Genomic DNA, 18,257 nt, shown 5'->3' on the forward strand with positions numbered 1-18,257 from the left:
CGGGCTAACGACGGAACTGAAGTAGCCGAACTCGTTACCTGAAAAGTTTTCTGGCTATAGCAAATATTCTTACGGTTACTCTCTTGTTATTAATGGTACGCATTTCAGGCATCACCAACATACTACCCTGCCATGCTCATAAAATTTTACTTTAGTCAAAATTATGAATGCATTTTGCTTTAGTCGATATCGCACTCTCCTGCGCCAGCGTCTGTTTCAGGGGCTTCTCCAGGACATAAAAAAAGCCCCCTCATAAAGGAGGAGGCTTAACATTAATTAGCCAGCGTTATTGCTGTTGCTTAGTGCAGCTTCAGCCGGGGACGAATAACCCGGTTAATACTGCCGACCAGCATCATCAGGCCGGTTTTGAAGTAGCCGTGTAGCGCAATCTGGTGCATACGGTAAAGCGAGATATAGACAAAGCGCGCGATGCGCCCTTCCACCATCATTGAGCCGCGCATCAGGTTGCCCATCAGGCTGCCGACCGTACTGAAGCGGGAGAGCGATACCAGCGAGCCATGATCTTTATAGACATAGGCTTTTAGCGGTTTACCGTCACGCTGCGCCAGAATGTTGTCCATGGCGCGTGAGGCCATCTGATGCGCTGACTGGGCGCGCGGTGGTACAAAACCGCCGCCCGGCAAGGCGCAGGAGGCGCAGTCGCCAATCGCGTAGATGTCATCGTCCAGCGTGGTTTGCAGCGTCTCTTTGACCACCAGCTGATTGATGCGGTTGGTTTCCAGTCCGCCAATCTCTTTCAGGAAGTCAGGTGCTTTAATCCCAGCCGCCCAGACCATCAGATCGGCTTCGATAAACTCACCGCCTTTGGTATTCAGGCCATTACGCTCGGCGCTGGTGACCATGGTCTGCGTCAGCACGCGCACGCCCAGCTTGGTCAGCTCCTGATGTGCCGCAGCAGAGATGCGCGGTGGCAGTGCAGGCAGGATACGTTCACCCGCTTCCACCAGCGTCACATTCAGCGCTTCGCGTCCCAGGCCTTTGAAGCCGTAGCTGTGCAGCTGTTTCACCGCGTTATGCAATTCAGCTGACAGCTCAACGCCTGTTGCCCCGCCGCCCACGATGGCGATGTTAACTTTCTCGACCCGGCCTTCGCTGGCGGAGAATTTCAGGAACAGGTTGAGCATTTCGTTATGGAAACGACGCGCCTGATGCGGATTATCCAGGAAGATGCAGTGATCTTTGACGCCCGGCGTACCGAAATCATTCGAGGTGCTGCCCAGCGCCATCACCAGCTGGTCGTAGGCCACTTCACGCTGTGGCACCAGCACTTCGCCCTGCGCATTCAGCACTTCGGCCAGGCGGATCACTTTTCGGGTGCGATCGATATCGGTGAGTGAACCCAGCTGGAACTCAAAACCGTGATTGCGGGCATGAGCCAGATAGCTCAATGCATCAATGCCTTCGTCCATTGAGCCGGTCGCCACTTCGTGCAGCAGCGGCTTCCACAAGTGACTGTGGTTACGATCAACCAGGATAATCTCGGCCTTCTTTTTACGACCCAGTTTATGGCCCAGCTGTGTGGCCATTTCCAGGCCGCCCGCTCCCCCTCCGACAATAACAATTTTCTTAACAGACGTAGTCAACAAAGACCCCCTCAAATTGTGAACCAAAAGTTAACCAAAGGTTAAATTAAACCTTAAGAAACATAGGGTTGGCGAAGTTAAAATCGCAATCTGCTGGGAGAATAGCATGGCGGGAAGAGGAGAACATAAGAATATTGATATACATCAAAGCGGGAAAATAAAACTCAGATAATTACGTAATAAAAACAGGCACCTTGCGGTGCCTTTGCTGCTTAACCTAATGTTTTAAAAGCTTTTATCCGCTTAAGATGTGGGGATATATTTTTGAATTTGTGCCCTTCCGTCTCATCCCAGACAATTTCATAAAACGGATGCAGCTGGTCAGCAATGTGCTGGCTGTCGAGCGCCTCATCGTGACGGGAGAGAATGGCCAGACAGCGGTCACGATTATGCTCGCGAAAATCGCTGACGCACTTCGTTGCGATATCCTGATACTCCTCCGGCCGGTCGATCTTCCCTTCCATGTTCGCCTGCGGCGAGAGGTTGGGATTAAAAATCACCTGCCGGATGCCGCACAGAAATCCAATGCGCTCTGACCAGAAGCCGCCCAGTCCGACGCCGCAAATCAGCGGCCGGTCGTCGTCAGAAAGCGTCAGCATCTTATCGGTCTCTTTTAGCAGAAACTGCATGTCATGTTTGGGATGGCGGGTGCTGTAACTGATCAACCTGACGTCAGGATCGATAAATTGCAGTTGCAGCACTTTTTCGTGATTGCCCGGACTGTTGGAATCAAAACCGTGCAGATAGATGATCATGATAATCCTCAAGGTAGTGATAGCGCCGGGCAGTCACTGCTTACCACGACGCCTTATGAGCCAGCCAGCGTTCCTGAAGCGCACTCAGTTGCTGAGCATTATTTTTCCAGCGATGCGTTCCCCGCAGTTCATCGCGGGTAAACCTGCCCTGATGATACAGCTGTGTAACCCGCTCTGACCCGACCGGGATCAGGTTATCCAGTACACTGATGGCACCCTGACGCTGATTGCAGACCAGAATCATGTCACAGCCCGCGGAAAGGGACTGCTGCGCCCGCTCAGGATAGCTGCCCATCACCGCTGCGCCCTCCATCGACAGATCGTCTGAGAAAATAATACCGTCAAAGCCCAGTTGCTCACGCAGCACGGTTTTAAGCCAGTATGGCGAACCACTGGCGGGCAGCGGATCAACTTCGGAGTAGATGACGTGTGCCGGCATGATGGCGTCCAGTGCCTCTTCGGTAATCAGCTTGCTGAAGATTGCCATGTCATGCTCACGCAGCGTCTTTTCGTCCCGCGGATCGCGTGGGGTCTCTTTATGCGAATCCGCACTCACCGCACCGTGACCCGGAAAATGTTTACCCGTAGTCTTCATGCCCGCCTCGTGCATCCCGGCAATAAAGCGGCGGGCGACGTCAAGGGCGATGGCCGGATCGGCATGGAAAGAACGGTCACCAATCGCGGCGCTGATATGACCAATATCGAGTACCGGCGCAAAGCTGATATCGATATCCATGGCGATCATCTCGGCCGCCATTTGCCATCCCGCCTGTTGCGCCAGTTCACCGGCGGTATCCAGGTCGTGCAACGCAGCAAAAGATTGCATGGCAGGCAGTTGGGTGAAGCCGTCACGGAAACGCTGCACGCGACCGCCCTCCTGATCCACCGCCACTACCAGCCGGGTGTGAGAGGCGGCGCGGATCTGCCGCACCAGCTCAGCCAGCTGTGCGGGATCATGATAATTTCGGGCAAATAAAATTAAACCGCCCACCAGCGGATGCTGCAGGATGTCGCGCTCTTCGCCATCCAGTTCATAACCCTCGACGTCAAGCATCAGGGGGCCGGGTAAATCTGATCTCATATCATGAATCCTGTAGCGAAACGCACCTGCGTAACGCGATTAAATCTGTTCCCAGCTCTGTCGAGCCAGCTGTTGTAATGTGTCGTCATCACGCTGACTGGCACGGAGCTGATACCAGCTGGCCATCAGCAACTGCAGCCAGGGCTGCCAGCGTCTGACCTGCTGCACCAGCGCGGTAAGCGGCAACTGCATCGCCGCGGCATACTCAGCCAGCCAGTCGGCCTGGTGCTGCGGATCGCTGGCACAGACAGCCGCCAGCTCCAGCGCCACGTCGCCATCGGCGGCATACTCCCAGTCGATCAGACGCAGACCTTCGGGACCTTGTATGACATTTCCGGCATGCAGATCCATGTGCAGCGGAGCCAGCCGCAGCGGGTGAGGTTCACCCTGCTGCGTCAGACGTCTGAGCGCCCGCAACCAGCGGTGATGCCGCTGTGGAGTGAGCTGCCAGTAGCGCCATAACAGCGGCAACAACTGCAGACGATAGCCGGTCAGCGGCTGCTGATGCAGCTGCTGTAGCAGTGCCACGATCTGTGGACGCTGCTGGCTGAAACGGTGTTCATCCAGCGCTTCGCCTGCGCACCAGGTCAGGATAATCCCCTGACGATGGCCCGCCACGGGCTGCGGTGCCACTCCGCTGGCTTGCAGTTTGCGTAACAGACGGAATTCGCGCTGCCGATCCACAAACGGAATAACCGGTTGCGGTGCCGCCCGCGCGATAAAAGTTCCGCGCGGGCTGACAATCTTCTGGCTATGCCCGGTCAGACCGGCAAGCGGGATAAAGGATGTCTTTTCTGGTTCGCCGGTGACCTGCTGAATCATCCGCTGGAAAGCGGGATTAATTCTGTGCAATGCCGTTGCCGGACCAGATGATCTCGCCTGTCTGGACCAGCATCAGTTGCATTTGCAGCGTCGGCGCTTTGACATCGCCACGCGCGTTGCTGTAGAGCACATACTGAGCGTTAACGTTACGCGCCAGGCCAATCGCTTTACTGCGCGAGTTCAGGCTGTCATCCGGCGATAATCCCAGCGTCTGCTTGGCCTGCGCCAGTTGGTCAGCAGAAACCAGGGTGAATTTGCCGTTGTTATTCAGCGCATTCTGGATAGCTGCCGTCGCTTTCTCGCTTTGCAGCGCACCGTTGGTGCTGTTTTTAACGCGATCCACCAGCAACACGCTGCCCGGCTCGGCGCTGGCAGCCTGTAACATCTGCGCCACCAGCGGCTGAACGCTGGCATCCCAGTTGATAGTGACCAGTTTCGGTGGCTGCGGCACAGGCTGCGGTTGCGGCACCGGTTCAGGTTGTGGAACGGGCTGCACCGGCTCCACAGGCTGAGTCGGTTCAACCGGTGCAGGCTGCTGCTGTTTCACCACACAGCCGGTCAGAATGAGCGCCATCAGGAGCGCTCCGGTACGATTAACACTGCGTATCACGTAGAAAATCCTTAAAGATAGAGATAAAGACGAACCTTGCTGGCCGTCAGGTTACCCAGTTGCGAAGTGGCGATAATGCTGCCCTGCGCCGGAACGGTAACGGTCTGCGCCGGTTCCTGCGGGGTGATTTCCAGCCCTTTGTCGTCATACCAGTAGTAACGATAGTGCACAACAACCGGTGTTTCGCGCTGATTATAGAGCACGCTGGTGGCACGCTTCAGTCCATCGTTCTCATCCAGCGTCGGTTCATCGGTAATGATCCCTGCCGACAGCACAGAGGACTCCATCACCAGCGACTGTGACGTATTGATCATCGGTTTTTCACTGCTGCAGGCCGTCAGGCAGAGCAGGATCGGCAGGCCAGTCAGCCAGGATCGCATAGCACGCTTCCGTTATCAGGTCAGTTAGAGAGCATCGGTCCCAGCGGTTCACCGCCCAGCAGATGCATATGAATGTGATAAACCTCCTGACCACCATGTTGATTGCAGTTCACAATCAGACGATAACCATTTTGATCGATACCTTCCTGACGGGCGATTTTCGCCGCGGTAGTAAACATACGTCCCAGCGCATGCTCATGCGCCGCTTCCGCCTCGTTGACCGTTGGGATCAGCACATTTGGCACGATTAAAATATGGGTTGGCGCTTTGGGCGAAATGTCGCGGAAGGCAGTGACCAGCTCATCCTGATAAACCACATCAGCGGGGATTTCGCGGCGGATAATTTTACTAAAAATGGTTTCTTCTGCCATGGTGCAATTCCTTTAGCCTGAGTCTTAATCAATCAGTATGCGGGAGAAATTTGTTTTCTTTCAACCTCAGGACCACTTTTCTTGCATTGTTCGCCTGCCTTTGCAGCAGCACCCTCTCTCCGTGACCCGCACGCTGTTCAGAATGCTAACAACGCCCCTGCCACACCAGAAAATGAAACGCTGTTTTATAAATTAGAATTTCGCCACCCTTTTCTTTGTATGACTGCCACTTCAGCGCCAGCACTTGCCAAATTGCGAAGGTTTAGCCGACCCGTCAGTTCTACTTTGCTAACCAGTCCGGGTGAGATGACCGGCGTCACCAGGGATAAACCGCCATAAACATCAAGGAGCATCAGACATGCGCTCACGTAAAATTGGTCTTGGCCACTATCTGGCCTACGGTTCCGGAGATTTTCTTGGAGCAGGCACCACGGCGCTGACCGCCGCCTGGTTGCTCTATTTTTACACCACCTTTTGTGGGTTAACCCCGATTCAGGCCACGCTGATCTTTGCCGCTGCCCGCGTGCTGGATGCGATAGTCAGTCCGCTGATGGGCTTTCTGACCGATAACTTCGGTTCGACCTGGCTGGGCAAACGCTTTGGCCGCCGCAAATTTTTTATCCTGCTCGGCATACCCTCTGTATTCAGTTATAGCCTGATGTGGCTCAGCGACATGAGTTTCTGGTGGTATCTCTGCACGTATCTGCTGTTTGATATCGTCTACACCATGATCCTGGTGCCGTATGAAACGCTGGTGCCGGAAATGACCGACGATTTCAAACAGAAAACCCGCTTCTCCGGTGCCCGCATCGGCCTGGCACAGCTGTCGGCCATTCTGGCTGCCTTTTTACCCGGTATTTTGCTGGGTATGCTGGGCAAAGATAATCCTCTCTCCTTCTTCTACGCCAGCCTGGTGTTTTCGGTAATCTGCGCGCTGGTGCTGACGCTGGTGTGGTGCTTTACCTGGGAGCGTCACCCCAATGACTTTTCCGCCGAGTCACGCCGTGCAGAACAGGAAAAGCAGCAGCTGACGCTGATGCAGAATCTCAAGCGGCTCTATGTCGAGCTGGCTTCAACCTTACGCATACGCATCTTCCGCCAGCACCTTGGCATGTACCTCGGCGGCTATATCGCCCAGGATGTGTTTAACGCCGTCTTTACCTGGTATGTGGTATTTGTGCTGATGCAGAGCGCTCAGGTCGCCTCCAGCCTGATGGGCACCATGGCGGTGCTGCAGTTTATTGCCGTGATGGCGATGATTCCGCTCTGCATCCGCATGGGACCCGCGCCCGCCTACCGTCTGGTGGCTGTGCTGTTTGGCCTGGCGGCGCTCTCCTACGCTGGATTGTGGTATGCCGGAATGAACGACAACATGTCGCTGCTGTTGGTGATCTCTGCCCTGGCAGGCCTGGGACGTGGCGGCATCAACTATGTGCCGTGGAACACCTATACCTATATCGCCGATGTGGATGAGGTGATCACCGGACAGCGCCGTGAAGGAATTTTTGCCGGCATCATGACCCTGACGCGTAAAGCGTCGCAGGCTGGCGCAGTCATGCTGGTCGGTATCGTGCTGCAGCTCTCCGGCTTTGTCTCTGGACAGGCGACCCAGGTACCCGGCGTCAGCCACACTATCCTGGCGATTCTCAGCATAGGCACTGTGGCCGTGCTGGCCTGCGGCTTTATCGTGTCACTGCGCTTTAAGCTTAATCTGCAGACCCACACTGTGCTGCGCCAGGAGACGCTGAAGATGCGCGACGCGGGCCGCATCGTGCCGGAAAGCATCACGCCGGAGGCACGCGGAATTGTAGAAACGCTGGCTGGCATGCCTTACGAAAATCTTTGGGGCAACAACAACATTGGCTTCCTTAATCGTAATAAGCCAGCGCCGGAAAAATTGTCCGCACATCCCACTTTAAACCCTTCTTTAAACCCGACCTTAAAACGACAGGAATAAACCATGACTGTATTTCCCGTTAAACACAGCAAATTATTGTGCCAGCCCGAGCATCTGTTGCCACGCAGCGAACTGGTACAGCTGATTCAAAAGCTGACACAGAATCTGGTTAACATCACCGATGAGACAGGCGAATTTTTATTACGGCTGGACGATGGCCGGGTGATTGATACCAAAGGCTGGGCGGGTTGGGAATGGACACACGGCATCGGTCTGTATGGCATGCTGCACTACTATCAGCAGACCGGTGACCAGCAGACGCTGGCCATTATTGATGAGTGGTTTACGCAGCGTCTGGCGGAAGGCACGCCGACCAAAAATGTGAATACCGTTTGTCCTTTTCTGACGCTGGCCTACCGTTACGAAGAGACCGGGAACCCGGCCTGGGTGCCGGTGCTGGAGCGCTGGGCAGAATGGGTCATGTATGAGATGCCGCGTACCGAACAGGGCGGCCTGCAGCACATTGTCTATAACAACGAAAACCCGCAGCAGCTCTGGGACGATACGCTGATGATGAGCGTAATGGCGCTGGCGAAAATTGGCCAGTTGCTGAAGCGCGATGAGTGGATTGAAGAAGCGAGTTATCAGTTCCTGCTGCACACCCAGTTTCTGATGGATCGCAAAACCGGCTTATGGTTCCACGGCTGGAACTTTGACGGTCGCCATAACTTTGCTGATGCACGCTGGGCGCGCGGTAACAGCTGGGTGACGATTGTCATTCCCGACTTCCTGGAGATGATGAACTGGCCTGAGCATCACGCTACCCGCCGTTTTCTGCAGCAGGTGCTGGAGACCCAGGTTAAAGCACTCAGGGAGTGTCAGCACAGCAGCGGATTGTGGCACACCCTGCTTGATGATCCGCACAGCTACCCGGAAGCCTCCGCCACCGCCGGGTTTGCCTATGGCATTCTGAAAGGGGTTCGCAAGCGTTATCTGCCCGCGGAGTATCGCGAGGTGGCAGAAAAAGCGTTGCGCGGCGTGATTGCCAATATTGATGACGATGGCGAGTTAAAACAGGTCTCCTTTGGAACCGCAATGGGCAAGGATCTGGATTACTACCGCACGGTTCCTCTGACCTCGATGCCCTACGGCCAGGCGATGGCCCTGCTCTGCCTGACAGAGTATCTGCGCGTTTACCTCTGAATCCCGGCCAAAAAAAAGCCCCGCTTAGCGGGGCTTTTTCATCGCTGTAAATCATTACATGCTGCGGATGTAATCATCCATATCGGTTTTCAGGTTATCGGATTTAGTCCCGAAAATCGCCTGCACACCGGAACCGGCAACCACCACGCCACGGGCGCCGAGGTTTTTCAGTTCAGTCTGATCCACTTTCGCCACATCGGCGACGCTGACACGTAAACGGGTGATACAGGCATCCAGGTTGGTGATGTTCTCTTTACCACCAAACGCCGCCACCAGTTTGCCCGCCATCTCGGTACCGGTCGCGGTAGATTGCTCGCTGCTGCTGCTCTCTTCACGGCCAGGTGTTTTCAGATCCAGCTTCGCGATCAGTACACGGAATATGGTGTAGTAAACCAGACCATAGATGATACCAACAATCGGGAACAGCCAGATTTTACTGCTGTTGCCGCTCAGCACGATAAAGTCGATCAGACCGTGAGAGAAGCTGGTGCCATCACGCATCCCAAGCAGGATACAGATTGGGAATGCCAGACCCGCCAGCAGCGCATGGATCACATACAGGATTGGTGCCACGAACATGAATGAGAATTCAATCGGTTCAGTGATACCGGTCAGGAATGCGGTCAGCGCGGCGGAGATCATGATACCGCCCACTTTGGCGCGATTTTCAGGCTTCGCTGAATGCCAGATAGCAATCGCTGCCGCTGGCAGACCGTACATTTTGAACAGGAAGCCGCCAGAGAGTTTACCTGCGGTCGGGTCACCCGCCATATAGCGCGGGATATCACCGTGGAACACCTGACCTGCCGCATTGGTGTATTCACCGATCTGCATCTGGAAAGGAACGTTCCAGATGTGATGCAGACCAAAGGGCACCAACGCACGTTCAATTACGCCATAAATACCAAAGGCGACAACCGGGTTTTGATAGGCAGCCCACTGTGAGAACTCCTGAATCGCGGAACCTATCGGTGGCCAGATAAAGGAGAGCAGTACGCCGAGAATGATAGCTGCCAGACCGGAAATAATCGGCACAAAACGCTTACCGGCAAAGAAGCCCAGATATTCTGGCAGCTTGATGCGGTAGAAGCGATTAAACATGTACGCGGCAATAGAGCCGGCGATAATACCGCCCAGTACCCCGGTGTCGGCGAGGTGTTTAGCCTCGATCTCCGCCGCAGGCAGATGCAGCACCAGCGGGGCAACCACCGCCATGGTTTTCACCATGATGCCATAGGCAACAACCGCTGCCAGCGCCGAAACGCCGTCATTATTGGTAAAGCCCAGCGCCACACCAATAGCGAAAATCAGCGGCATGTTGGCGAACACCGATCCACCCGCTTCTGCCATCACATGCGAAACCACTGCAGGTAACCAGCTGAAATTGGCTGAACCGACCCCTAACAAAATACCGGCAATCGGCAGAACCGATACCGGTAGCATCAGCGATTTACCGACCTTTTGAAGGTTGGCAAAAGCATTTTTGAACATAGCGTGAAGCTCCTGAGTAAGAGTGCATATTTGCGCAGTGCGCGTGGCAAAGAGGGAGGATTCTTTGCCGGGCTGGCGGTGACCGCCTTTTGATTTATTACGAAGGGTAAAATAATTCCCGATTTGTTACTTTGACGGGTATCACGTTTCGACAATCACAAGGGCGCACTTTACGAAATTTCTTACTGATCCGCACCAGTAATCGGCGATAAAAAGCTGACCCTGTCTGAAAAAACAGGGTCATATACGCAGGTTACAGATTAATTACAGAGACTGAAATAATAGCTGATCAGGCGCCCAGCTGGCTCACCGGGATATGAAACAGCGTTGAGAAGTTTTGGGTTGTTGTGGCTGCCAGCGTTTCTAAATCCACCCCTTTTAGTACAGCCAGATATTCGGCAACATCGCGCGTATAAGCGGGCTGATTCTCTTTACCACGGAAAGGCACCGGGGCCAGATAAGGCGAATCCGTTTCCACCAGCATCCGATCCAGCGGCACATAGCGTGCGGCTTCACGTAACTGCTCGGCATTGCGGAATGTGACGATGCCGGAAAAAGAGATGTAGAAGCCCATATCCAGCAGTTTTGCTGCGGTGGGCTGATCCTCAGTGAAGCAGTGCAGCACGCCGCCGCAACGTTCAACCTGCTCTTCACGCAGAATCGCCAGTGTATCTTCGCGGGCATCACGGGTGTGAACAATGATCGGTTTGTTCAGCGCAATACCGGTACGGATATGTTCCCGGAACGAACGCTGCTGCTGATCTTTCGTTTCTGGCTGATAGTGATAATCCAGCCCGGTTTCACCCAGGGCCACCACCTGAGGATCGGCAGAGAGCCGACGAAACTCCTCAACATCATAGGCCTCTTCCTGATTCAGCGGATGCACACCGCAGGAGAGCGCTATATTTTTCCGTTCGCCGACCAGACTTTTAAGGGTATGAAAACCCGGCAGCGTAGTGGCGATTGCCAGCATAAATTTCACATCACGCGCCGCCGCTTTGGCGATCACATCATCCAGGTCACGATGGTTTTTTTCATAGTCCAGGCCATCAAGATGGCAATGGGAATCCACAATAAACATAATTACTCTCAGATAGGTTTAGCACACCTGCGCGGGCTTCTGTTTGTCCGCCCAGCTCAGAAGCTGATCGGTCAGCAATAATTCGCGATTTACCGATGCCACATGCAGTAGCTGCTCGCGACAGCGCATCCACTCCTGGAGGCTGCTGTTGAGCGCGCTGGCTGAAAAGTATCCGGCCAGCAACTGCACCACATCCTGACGATCGATATTACTCAGCCACTGACCTGCATGTTGCTGCCACTTCATTGCATCCAGCAGCAAAGAGAGCAGCCAGCCGATACGCGCTGCCGCGTCGTCGGCGTTCAGCGCAGGCAGCAGTTGCAGGATGTCCTGCTGCAACGCAGCGGACAGCGCATCGCAGAGCTTCTGCCGGGCCTGCCACGGTCCGTTCTCCAGCAGGCTCAGCGCCGCACCAGGTGCACCTGCGCTCAGACGCAGAGCCGCCAGCAGCATCTGTTCGTCGTGCGCAGCGTGCTTCTTCAGCCAGAGCAGGCTTTGTCCTTCGTCCGGCGGCGTCAGATGCAGCGCCATGCAGCGGCTGCGCAGCGTGGCCAGCAGGCGCGAGGGATCGCGGCTGCTGAGGAAGAACCAGCTGTTGGCTGGCGGCTCTTCCAGCGTTTTCAGCAAGGCGTTGGCCGCCGCTTCCGAAAGCTGCGCGGCATCCGGCAGCCAGACCACTTTCGCGCCGCCCTGCTGACCAAAGTGGTACATTTTTTCCGTTACCTGCCGCACCGCGTCGATGCCCAGGGTAGCTTTGCCCTTCTCCGCCTCAAGCCGATACCAGTCAGGATGGGTATTGGCCTGCATCAGCTGGCAACCGTGACACTGTCCGCAACTTTTCAGGCCATCCCGCTGCTGGCACATCAGCCAGCGGCTCATCCCCCAGACCAGCGCCTCATCGCCCATACCTGCCATCGCCTGGATCAACAACGCATGGTGAGCGCGATTCTCCTGATGCTGGCCAATTACCTGGCGATAAGGCTGATTCAGCCACGGATACCAGTTCATCACGCCTGCTCCGCCAGCCAGCCATCCAGCACCGACTGAAGTGACGCTGTCACATCACCCAGTGATTGTGTCGCATCGATGGTGATGATGGTGGGGTCCTCCGCTGCCAGCGCCAGATAGCGCGCGCGGGTGCGTTCAAAGAAGCGCAATGACTCCTGCTCAATGCGATCCAGCTCACCGCGCGCACGGGCGCGCTGCAGACCGATGTCGGGTGTCACATCAAGATAGAGCGTGAGATCGGGACGGAAATCGCCTAAGACGGTATCACGCAGCGTCTGCATCAGACCGGCGTCAAGTCCACGTCCGCCCCCCTGATAAGCCTGAGAGGAGAGATCATGGCGGTCGCCGATCACCCAGGCACCGCGCGCCAGCGCCGGTTTAATGACCGTTTCCACCAGCTGAACCCGCGCCGCATAGAGCATCAGCAGTTCCGCTTTATCTGTAACCTGCTCGCCCTCAATACCCTGCTTAACCAGCACCCGCAGCTGTTCTGCCAGCGGCGTACCGCCTGGCTCACGGGTAAAGACCAGATCGTGAATGCCACGTGCACGCAGCGTGGCGACGATGGCGTCACGCGCGGTGGTTTTGCCGGCACCTTCCAGGCCTTCAATGACGATAAACTTACTGTTCATTTTTTTCCTTTAGCGTCTGCCGGTAAACCTGCACCGCCTTGTTATGGCTGGCAAGATTAGTCGTAAAGGTGTGGCCGCCCTTGCCGTCCGCAACAAAGTAGAGATAGTTGGTTTTCTCGGGATGAGCCGCTGCCTGCAGAGAGGCTTTACCCGGCATGGCGATCGGACCCGGCGGCAGACCGTTAATGATATAGGTATTGTAAGCGCTGGCCGTCTCAAGATCTTTGCGGGTCAGCGTCCCGTTATAGCTGTCGCCCATGCCATAGATGACGGTGGGATCGGTCTGTAACCGCATACCGGTGCGCAGGCGATTGATAAACACCGAGGCTACGCGCGCGCGCTCTTCGCTGACGCCGGTCTCTTTCTCAATGATTGAGGCCATGGTCACCAGATCCTGTGGGGTTTTATAGGGCAGATTATCCGCCCGTCCCTGCCACACCTCAGCAATGGTTTTTTTCATCCGATCATGAGCGCGCTGTAGCAGCGCCATATCGGTAGTGTTAGCCGTGTAGAGCCAGGTATCCGGGAAGAAGTTGCCCTCCAGCTGTTCAGGCTCCACTTTTAGTGCGCTGGCAAGGGTGGCGAACTGATCATCTTTCAGGGTATGCCGGATATAAGGCGCTTTGCGCAGCTCACTCAGCCACTCTTTCAGCCGCTGGCCTTCCACGAACCGCACCGGGAACTGCGCCTCTTTACCGCTGGCCAGCAGCTGTAACAGCGAACGCACCGTCATGGTCGGCTCAAGGCGATAGGTACCCGCCTTGAAGGTCGCCAGTTCAGGTTCCAGACGCAGCAGCGCGCCAAACCAGATACTGTGCGGAATAATCTTCTGCTCTTCCAGCTGCGCTTCAAGTGCGACCCGGCCCGTGCCGGCAGGCAGCGTGTAGATCGTTTCCTGCTGCAGGGTTAACGGGGTGGCCGCAAACCGCTTAACCTGCCAGTAACTCAGCACAGCCGCGAGACCCACGATCGCCAGCAGGCTGACGACGATTTTTTTGCTTCGAATCATGATGCATCCATTATCTTTTCACAGCTTGCGCGCAACTGATTAAACAGCGAACGCTCAGTAAACTCTACCGCTTCTATCTGTCGGACCGGCAGGACCGGCATCAGCGCATTACATATCACCACTTCATCGGCGGCCAGCAGCTGCGCCGGTTCGCTTTTTATTACCTGGCAAGCCTGGCCTTCGGCCGCAAGTTGCGCCATCAGACTTCGCCGCATAATGCCATCCACACCCGACGCTGACAGATCAGGCGTGAAAATTTGCGAGCCCTGACGCCAGAATAAATTGGCCGCACAGCATTCCACCACCCAACCTTCAGTGTCAAGCACCAGCGCCTCGTCGGCGTCTGTCTGGTCAAGATGAGCTCTGATCATCACCTGCTCCAGACGATTAAGGTGCTTGATACCGGCAAACTGTGGGTTTCGTGCCAGACGGATCGGGCTGAGCCGGAGTGACGCGCCACGCTGCTGTATATCGGCGTAGTGTTGCGGCCAGGGCGCCAGCGAGACGATCCGCGTGGATTCACCACAGCCGCGCCGGCTGTAGCCCCGCCCGCCGCTGCCCGCGCTGATAATCACTTTTAGCACCGCCTGGGTTTGTTGCTGCGCGGCCTGTCGCATTTCAGTCTCAAGCTGAAGCCAGTCGACGCCATCAATCCATAACCGCTCACAGCCCTCTTTGAGGCGCTGAATGTGACTTTCCAGCAGCACGATTTTACCCTGACGCACCGCGGCGGTAGTAAAACAGCCATCCCCAAACTGCAGGCCGCGGTCGCTGGCGGCCAGCATCGATTGTTTTAACCCGTTAATCCACATGGTTCTCTCCTGAGCGTGACTCGTGATTTCAGCGCATTCTGCAGGATAAAAAAAGGCCCGCATCGCGGGCCTTTTTAGCAATCAACAACGATTACACTTTACGGAAGATCAACGAACCGTTGGTTCCGCCGAAACCGAAGGAGTTACACAGTGTGTACTCCAGACCGGGAACCTGACGCGCGGTGTGGGGCACGAAGTCGAGATCGCAGCCCTCATCCGGATTGTCGAGGTTAATGGTCGGTGGAATGGCCTGGTCGCGCAGCGCCAGAATCGAATAGATCGATTCAACCGCGCCTGCCGCACCCAGTAAGTGCCCGGTCATTGATTTGGTCGAGCTCACCATCACGCTGCTGGCTGCTGCCCCAAAGACCGATTTCACCGCCCGCGCTTCCGCTTTATCACCCGCTGGCGTGGAGGTGCCGTGCGCGTTGACATAGCCGATCTGCTCTGGCGTAAGCTGAGCATCGCGCAATGCGTTGATCATTGCCGCCGCGGCGCCTGATCCATCTTCTGGTGGTGAAGTCATGTGGTAGGCATCGCTGCTCATACCAAAACCTACGATTTCCGCGTAGATTTTCGCACCACGTTTCTTCGCATGCTCATACTCTTCGAGTACCACAATGCCAGCGCCGTCACCCAGCACAAAACCGTCACGATCTTTATCCCACGGGCGGCTGGCCGCTTGCGGGTTTTCGTTACGGGTTGAGAGAGCACGTGCTGCACCAAAGCCACCGACGCCTAATGGCGTACTGGCTTTCTCTGTGCCACCCGCCAGCATCACATCAGCATCGTTATAGGCGATGATACGTGCGGCATGACCGATGTTATGCACACCAGAGGTACAGGCTGTCGCGATAGAGATGCTTGGACCTTTCAGGCCATACATGATGCTGAGATGACCCGCCACCATGTTAACGATGGTTGAAGGCACAAAAAATGGGCTGATTTTGCGCGGGCCGCCGTTAACCAGTGAAGTATGATTCTCTTCAATCAGACCTAAACCACCGATGCCGGAGCCAATTGCTGCGCCCATACGGCTTGCATTTTCGTCGGTAACTACCAGACCACTGTCCTGCATGGCCTGCATACCGGCCACAATGCCGTACTGGATGAAGGCATCCATCTTGCGCTGATCTTTGCGCGAGATGTAGTCATCACAATTAAAATCTCTTACCAGACCTGCAAAACGTGTTGCATAAGCACTGGTATCAAAATGGTCGATCAGGGTAATGCCGCTCTGACCGGCAAGGAGAGCACTCCAGGTAGACTCTACGGTATTGCCGACAGGAGACAACATGCCAAGACCAGTCACAACTACACGACGCTTAGACACGTTCGTCCTCCAGGGAGGGGAAATAGGGAACTATGTGGGACAAACAAAAAAATCAGGCGGTCGAGCGACCGCCTGAAGATATTCATTAGCCTTTATGGCTATTGATATAGTCGATCGCTGCCTGAACGGTAGTGATTTTCTCAGCTTCTTCGTCTGGAATCTCAGTATCAAACTCTTCTTCCAGAGCCATCACCAGCTCAACGGTATCAAGAGAATCGGCACCCAGGTCTTCTACGAAAGATGCAGAGTTGGTGACTTCTTCCTCTTTCACACCCAGCTGCTCACTGATGATTTTCTTAACGCGTTGTTCGATATCGCTCATACTATTTAATTTCCTATCAAAACTCGCTTTCGCGATGGTTTTCGTAGTGTATAAAATGGTGAAAAAGATGCAACAAAATCCCGGCTGGTCGAACCACGATTTTGCGTTATTTTGCGGTTCTAACCGCAAATAAAGCAAATCATTTCGTGATTTATCAGACCATGTACATTCCGCCATTGACGTGCAGCGTTTCACCTGTGATGTAGGCTGCTTCGTCAGAGGCTAAAAATGCCACAGCATTGGCGATTTCCTGAGCATCGCCTAAGCGACCCGCAGGAACTTCCGCCAAAATACCGGAACGTTGATCTTCGTTCAGTGCCCGCGTCATGTCAGTCTCAATAAAGCCTGGAGCCACGACGTTGACGGTAATGCCACGTGACGCGATTTCGCGCGCCAGTGATTTGCTAAAGCCAATCAAACCCGCTTTTGCTGCCGCATAGTTTGCCTGGCCCGCATTACCCATAGTTCCAACAACGGAACCAATGGTGATGATACGGCCCACGCGCTTTTTCATCATGGCACGCAGGACCGCCTTGGAAAGGCGGAATACCGATGTGAGGTTGGTATCCAGGATATCCTCCCACTCATCGTCCTTCATGCGCATGAGAAGATTATCACGCGTAATGCCTGCATTATTGACTAAAATATCCACTTCGCCAAATTCAGCACGAATATTCTCTAAAACAGTGCTGATTGAGTCAGCGTCAGTCACATTCAGTAACAGGCCTTTGCCCTTGTCGCCAAGGTAAGCACTGATGGCGTCGGCGCCACTCTGGCTGGTTGCAGTTCCTACCACTTTAGCACCGCGTGCCGCCAGTGTTTCTGCAATCGCACGACCAATGCCGCGACTCGCGCCGGTAACCAGCGCAACTTTACCTTCAAAGCTCATGATTTTCCTCTTATTCCTTACCGAGTGCAGCCGTCAGGGATGCAGTATCGTTAACGGCAGCCGCTGTCAGGCTATCGACAATACGTTTCGTCAGTCCGGTCAGGACTTTACCTGGCCCCATCTCCAGGAGCTGCGTCACGCCCTGTGCTGCCATCGCTTCCACGCTCTCGGTCCAGCGAACCGGGCTGTAGAGCTGACGGACCAGCGCATGGCGGATGGCCGCAGCGTCGGTTTCAGCTTTCACATCGACGTTGTTGATCACCGGTACCGCAGGCGCGTTAAAGGTGATGCTCTCCAGCGCCACCGCCAGTTTATCGGCCGCAGGCTTCATCAGTGCGCAGTGAGAAGGAACGCTGACCGGCAGTGGCAAGGCACGCTTAGCGCCCGCTGCTTTACAGGCGGCACCCGCACGTTCAACGGCTTCTTTGTTACCCGCAATGACCACCTGGCCCGGCGAGTTAAAGTTAACCGGTGAGACAACCTGACCCTGCGCGCTCTCTTCACAGGCTTTGCGGATAGCCGCGTCATCCAGGCCAATAATCGCCTGCATCGCGCCAGTGCCTTCAGGCACCGCTTCCTGCATCAGTTTGCCGCGCAGTTCAACCAGCTTCACTGCATCCGCAAAGTTAAGCACACCCGCGCAAACCAGCGCTGAATATTCACCCAGGCTGTGACCGGCCATCAGGGCTGGCTGTTCACCGCCCTGCTGCTGCCAGACACGGTAGATTGCCACGGAGGCAGCTAACAGTGCAGGCTGAGTCTGCCAGGTTTTGTTCAGCTCTTCAGCCGGCCCCTGACTTACTAATTGCCACAGATCATATCCCAGCGCGTCAGAGGCTTCACGGAAGGTCTCTTCTACCAGCGGATACGTTGCCGCTAATTCAGTCAGCATGCCCACGGTCTGTGAACCCTGACCGGGGAAAACAAATGCAAATTGCGTCATTTTTCGTTCCTGTC

19 protein-coding genes are annotated in these 18,257 nt (G+C 55.2%); 2 read left to right on the top strand and 17 right to left on the bottom strand.

Annotation, left to right across the window (positions count from 1 at the left end):
* Nucleotides 1-299: 299 nt before the first annotated feature.
* The 7 genes from OK409_RS07120 to hinT all read right to left on the bottom strand — a co-directional run bounded on the left by OK409_RS07120 (nucleotide 300) and on the right by hinT (nucleotide 5,623).
* Complete coding sequence (locus tag OK409_RS07120) at nucleotides 300-1,604, bottom strand: NAD(P)/FAD-dependent oxidoreductase (protein WP_010246297.1); 1,305 nt, start codon at nucleotides 1,602-1,604, stop codon at nucleotides 300-302.
* A gap of 212 nt (nucleotides 1,605-1,816) precedes the next feature.
* The gene (gene ycfP / locus OK409_RS07125; protein ID WP_033779408.1) at nucleotides 1,817-2,359 is read right to left on the bottom strand and encodes an alpha/beta hydrolase YcfP; all 543 of its coding nucleotides are present in this window, start codon (nucleotides 2,357-2,359) and stop codon (nucleotides 1,817-1,819) included.
* Nucleotides 2,360-2,399: 40 nt separating this feature from the next.
* Entirely contained in the window at nucleotides 2,400-3,440 is a 1,041-nt protein-coding gene (nagZ, locus tag OK409_RS07130) for a beta-N-acetylhexosaminidase (protein WP_179256983.1), read from the bottom strand.
* A gap of 39 nt (nucleotides 3,441-3,479) precedes the next feature.
* Nucleotides 3,480-4,262: a thiamine kinase gene (thiK, locus tag OK409_RS07135; RefSeq protein ID WP_264353260.1), complete on the bottom strand. Its 783-nt coding sequence runs from the start codon at nucleotides 4,260-4,262 to the stop codon at nucleotides 3,480-3,482.
* A gap of 16 nt (nucleotides 4,263-4,278) precedes the next feature.
* Nucleotides 4,279-4,872, bottom strand: coding sequence for a penicillin-binding protein activator LpoB (gene lpoB / locus OK409_RS07140; RefSeq protein WP_022625861.1), 594 nt, complete (start codon nucleotides 4,870-4,872; stop codon nucleotides 4,279-4,281).
* Nucleotides 4,873-4,883: 11 nt separating this feature from the next.
* Nucleotides 4,884-5,252 (bottom strand): YcfL family protein, encoded by a 369-nt coding sequence (locus OK409_RS07145; RefSeq protein ID WP_010246307.1) that lies wholly within the window; start codon nucleotides 5,250-5,252, stop codon nucleotides 4,884-4,886.
* A 20-nt stretch (nucleotides 5,253-5,272) separates the two neighbouring features.
* Nucleotides 5,273-5,623 carry a purine nucleoside phosphoramidase gene (gene hinT / locus OK409_RS07150; RefSeq protein ID WP_009090851.1) on the bottom strand — a complete coding sequence of 117 codons (351 nt, stop codon included), beginning with the start codon at nucleotides 5,621-5,623 and terminating at the stop codon, nucleotides 5,273-5,275.
* Nucleotides 5,624-5,981: 358 nt separating this feature from the next.
* Between hinT and OK409_RS07155 the strand changes: the two genes are divergently transcribed.
* On the top strand, nucleotides 5,982-7,580 hold the full coding sequence (locus OK409_RS07155; protein WP_264366926.1) for an MFS transporter: 1,599 nt from the start codon (nucleotides 5,982-5,984) through the stop codon (nucleotides 7,578-7,580).
* A gap of 3 nt (nucleotides 7,581-7,583) precedes the next feature.
* Nucleotides 7,584-8,723 (top strand): glycoside hydrolase family 105 protein, encoded by a 1,140-nt coding sequence (locus OK409_RS07160; RefSeq protein ID WP_022625863.1) that lies wholly within the window; start codon nucleotides 7,584-7,586, stop codon nucleotides 8,721-8,723.
* Nucleotides 8,724-8,777: 54 nt separating this feature from the next.
* Here the strand turns inward: OK409_RS07160 and ptsG are convergent, their stop codons facing one another.
* The 10 genes from ptsG to fabD all read right to left on the bottom strand — a co-directional run bounded on the left by ptsG (nucleotide 8,778) and on the right by fabD (nucleotide 18,243).
* Nucleotides 8,778-10,214 carry a PTS glucose transporter subunit IIBC gene (gene ptsG, locus OK409_RS07165; protein WP_010669858.1) on the bottom strand — a complete coding sequence of 479 codons (1,437 nt, stop codon included), beginning with the start codon at nucleotides 10,212-10,214 and terminating at the stop codon, nucleotides 8,778-8,780.
* Nucleotides 10,215-10,503: 289 nt separating this feature from the next.
* Complete coding sequence (locus tag OK409_RS07170; RefSeq protein WP_264366927.1) at nucleotides 10,504-11,295, bottom strand: metal-dependent hydrolase; 792 nt, start codon at nucleotides 11,293-11,295, stop codon at nucleotides 10,504-10,506.
* A gap of 18 nt (nucleotides 11,296-11,313) precedes the next feature.
* Nucleotides 11,314-12,303 carry a DNA polymerase III subunit delta' gene (gene holB, locus OK409_RS07175; protein WP_264366928.1) on the bottom strand — a complete coding sequence of 330 codons (990 nt, stop codon included), beginning with the start codon at nucleotides 12,301-12,303 and terminating at the stop codon, nucleotides 11,314-11,316.
* A complete protein-coding gene (tmk, locus tag OK409_RS07180) occupies nucleotides 12,303-12,935 on the bottom strand; it encodes a dTMP kinase (protein ID WP_064690120.1) in 633 nt (210 codons plus the stop codon). Before tmk ends, holB begins: the two co-directional genes overlap by 1 nt.
* Nucleotides 12,925-13,944, bottom strand: coding sequence for a cell division protein YceG (gene yceG, locus OK409_RS07185; RefSeq protein ID WP_033757268.1), 1,020 nt, complete (start codon nucleotides 13,942-13,944; stop codon nucleotides 12,925-12,927). Before yceG ends, tmk begins: the two co-directional genes overlap by 11 nt.
* Nucleotides 13,941-14,756 carry an aminodeoxychorismate lyase gene (pabC, locus tag OK409_RS07190; protein WP_061901578.1) on the bottom strand — a complete coding sequence of 272 codons (816 nt, stop codon included), beginning with the start codon at nucleotides 14,754-14,756 and terminating at the stop codon, nucleotides 13,941-13,943. Before pabC ends, yceG begins: the two co-directional genes overlap by 4 nt.
* A 91-nt stretch (nucleotides 14,757-14,847) precedes the next feature.
* On the bottom strand, nucleotides 14,848-16,089 hold the full coding sequence (gene fabF / locus OK409_RS07195) for a beta-ketoacyl-ACP synthase II (protein WP_010246329.1): 1,242 nt from the start codon (nucleotides 16,087-16,089) through the stop codon (nucleotides 14,848-14,850).
* Between the two features lie 85 nt (nucleotides 16,090-16,174).
* Nucleotides 16,175-16,411, bottom strand: a complete 237-nt coding sequence (gene acpP, locus OK409_RS07200; protein WP_003849865.1) for an acyl carrier protein — start codon at nucleotides 16,409-16,411, stop codon at nucleotides 16,175-16,177.
* Nucleotides 16,412-16,565: 154 nt separating this feature from the next.
* Nucleotides 16,566-17,300, bottom strand: coding sequence for a 3-oxoacyl-ACP reductase FabG (gene fabG, locus OK409_RS07205; protein ID WP_010246337.1), 735 nt, complete (start codon nucleotides 17,298-17,300; stop codon nucleotides 16,566-16,568).
* A gap of 10 nt (nucleotides 17,301-17,310) precedes the next feature.
* Nucleotides 17,311-18,243 (bottom strand): ACP S-malonyltransferase, encoded by a 933-nt coding sequence (fabD, locus tag OK409_RS07210; protein WP_010669852.1) that lies wholly within the window; start codon nucleotides 18,241-18,243, stop codon nucleotides 17,311-17,313.
* Between the last annotated feature and the right edge of the window lie 14 nt (nucleotides 18,244-18,257).

Source organism: Pantoea sp. RG18, assembly GCF_025910075.1.
In the GTDB taxonomy this organism is placed as follows: Bacteria; Pseudomonadota; Gammaproteobacteria; order Enterobacterales; family Enterobacteriaceae; genus Pantoea; species Pantoea agglomerans.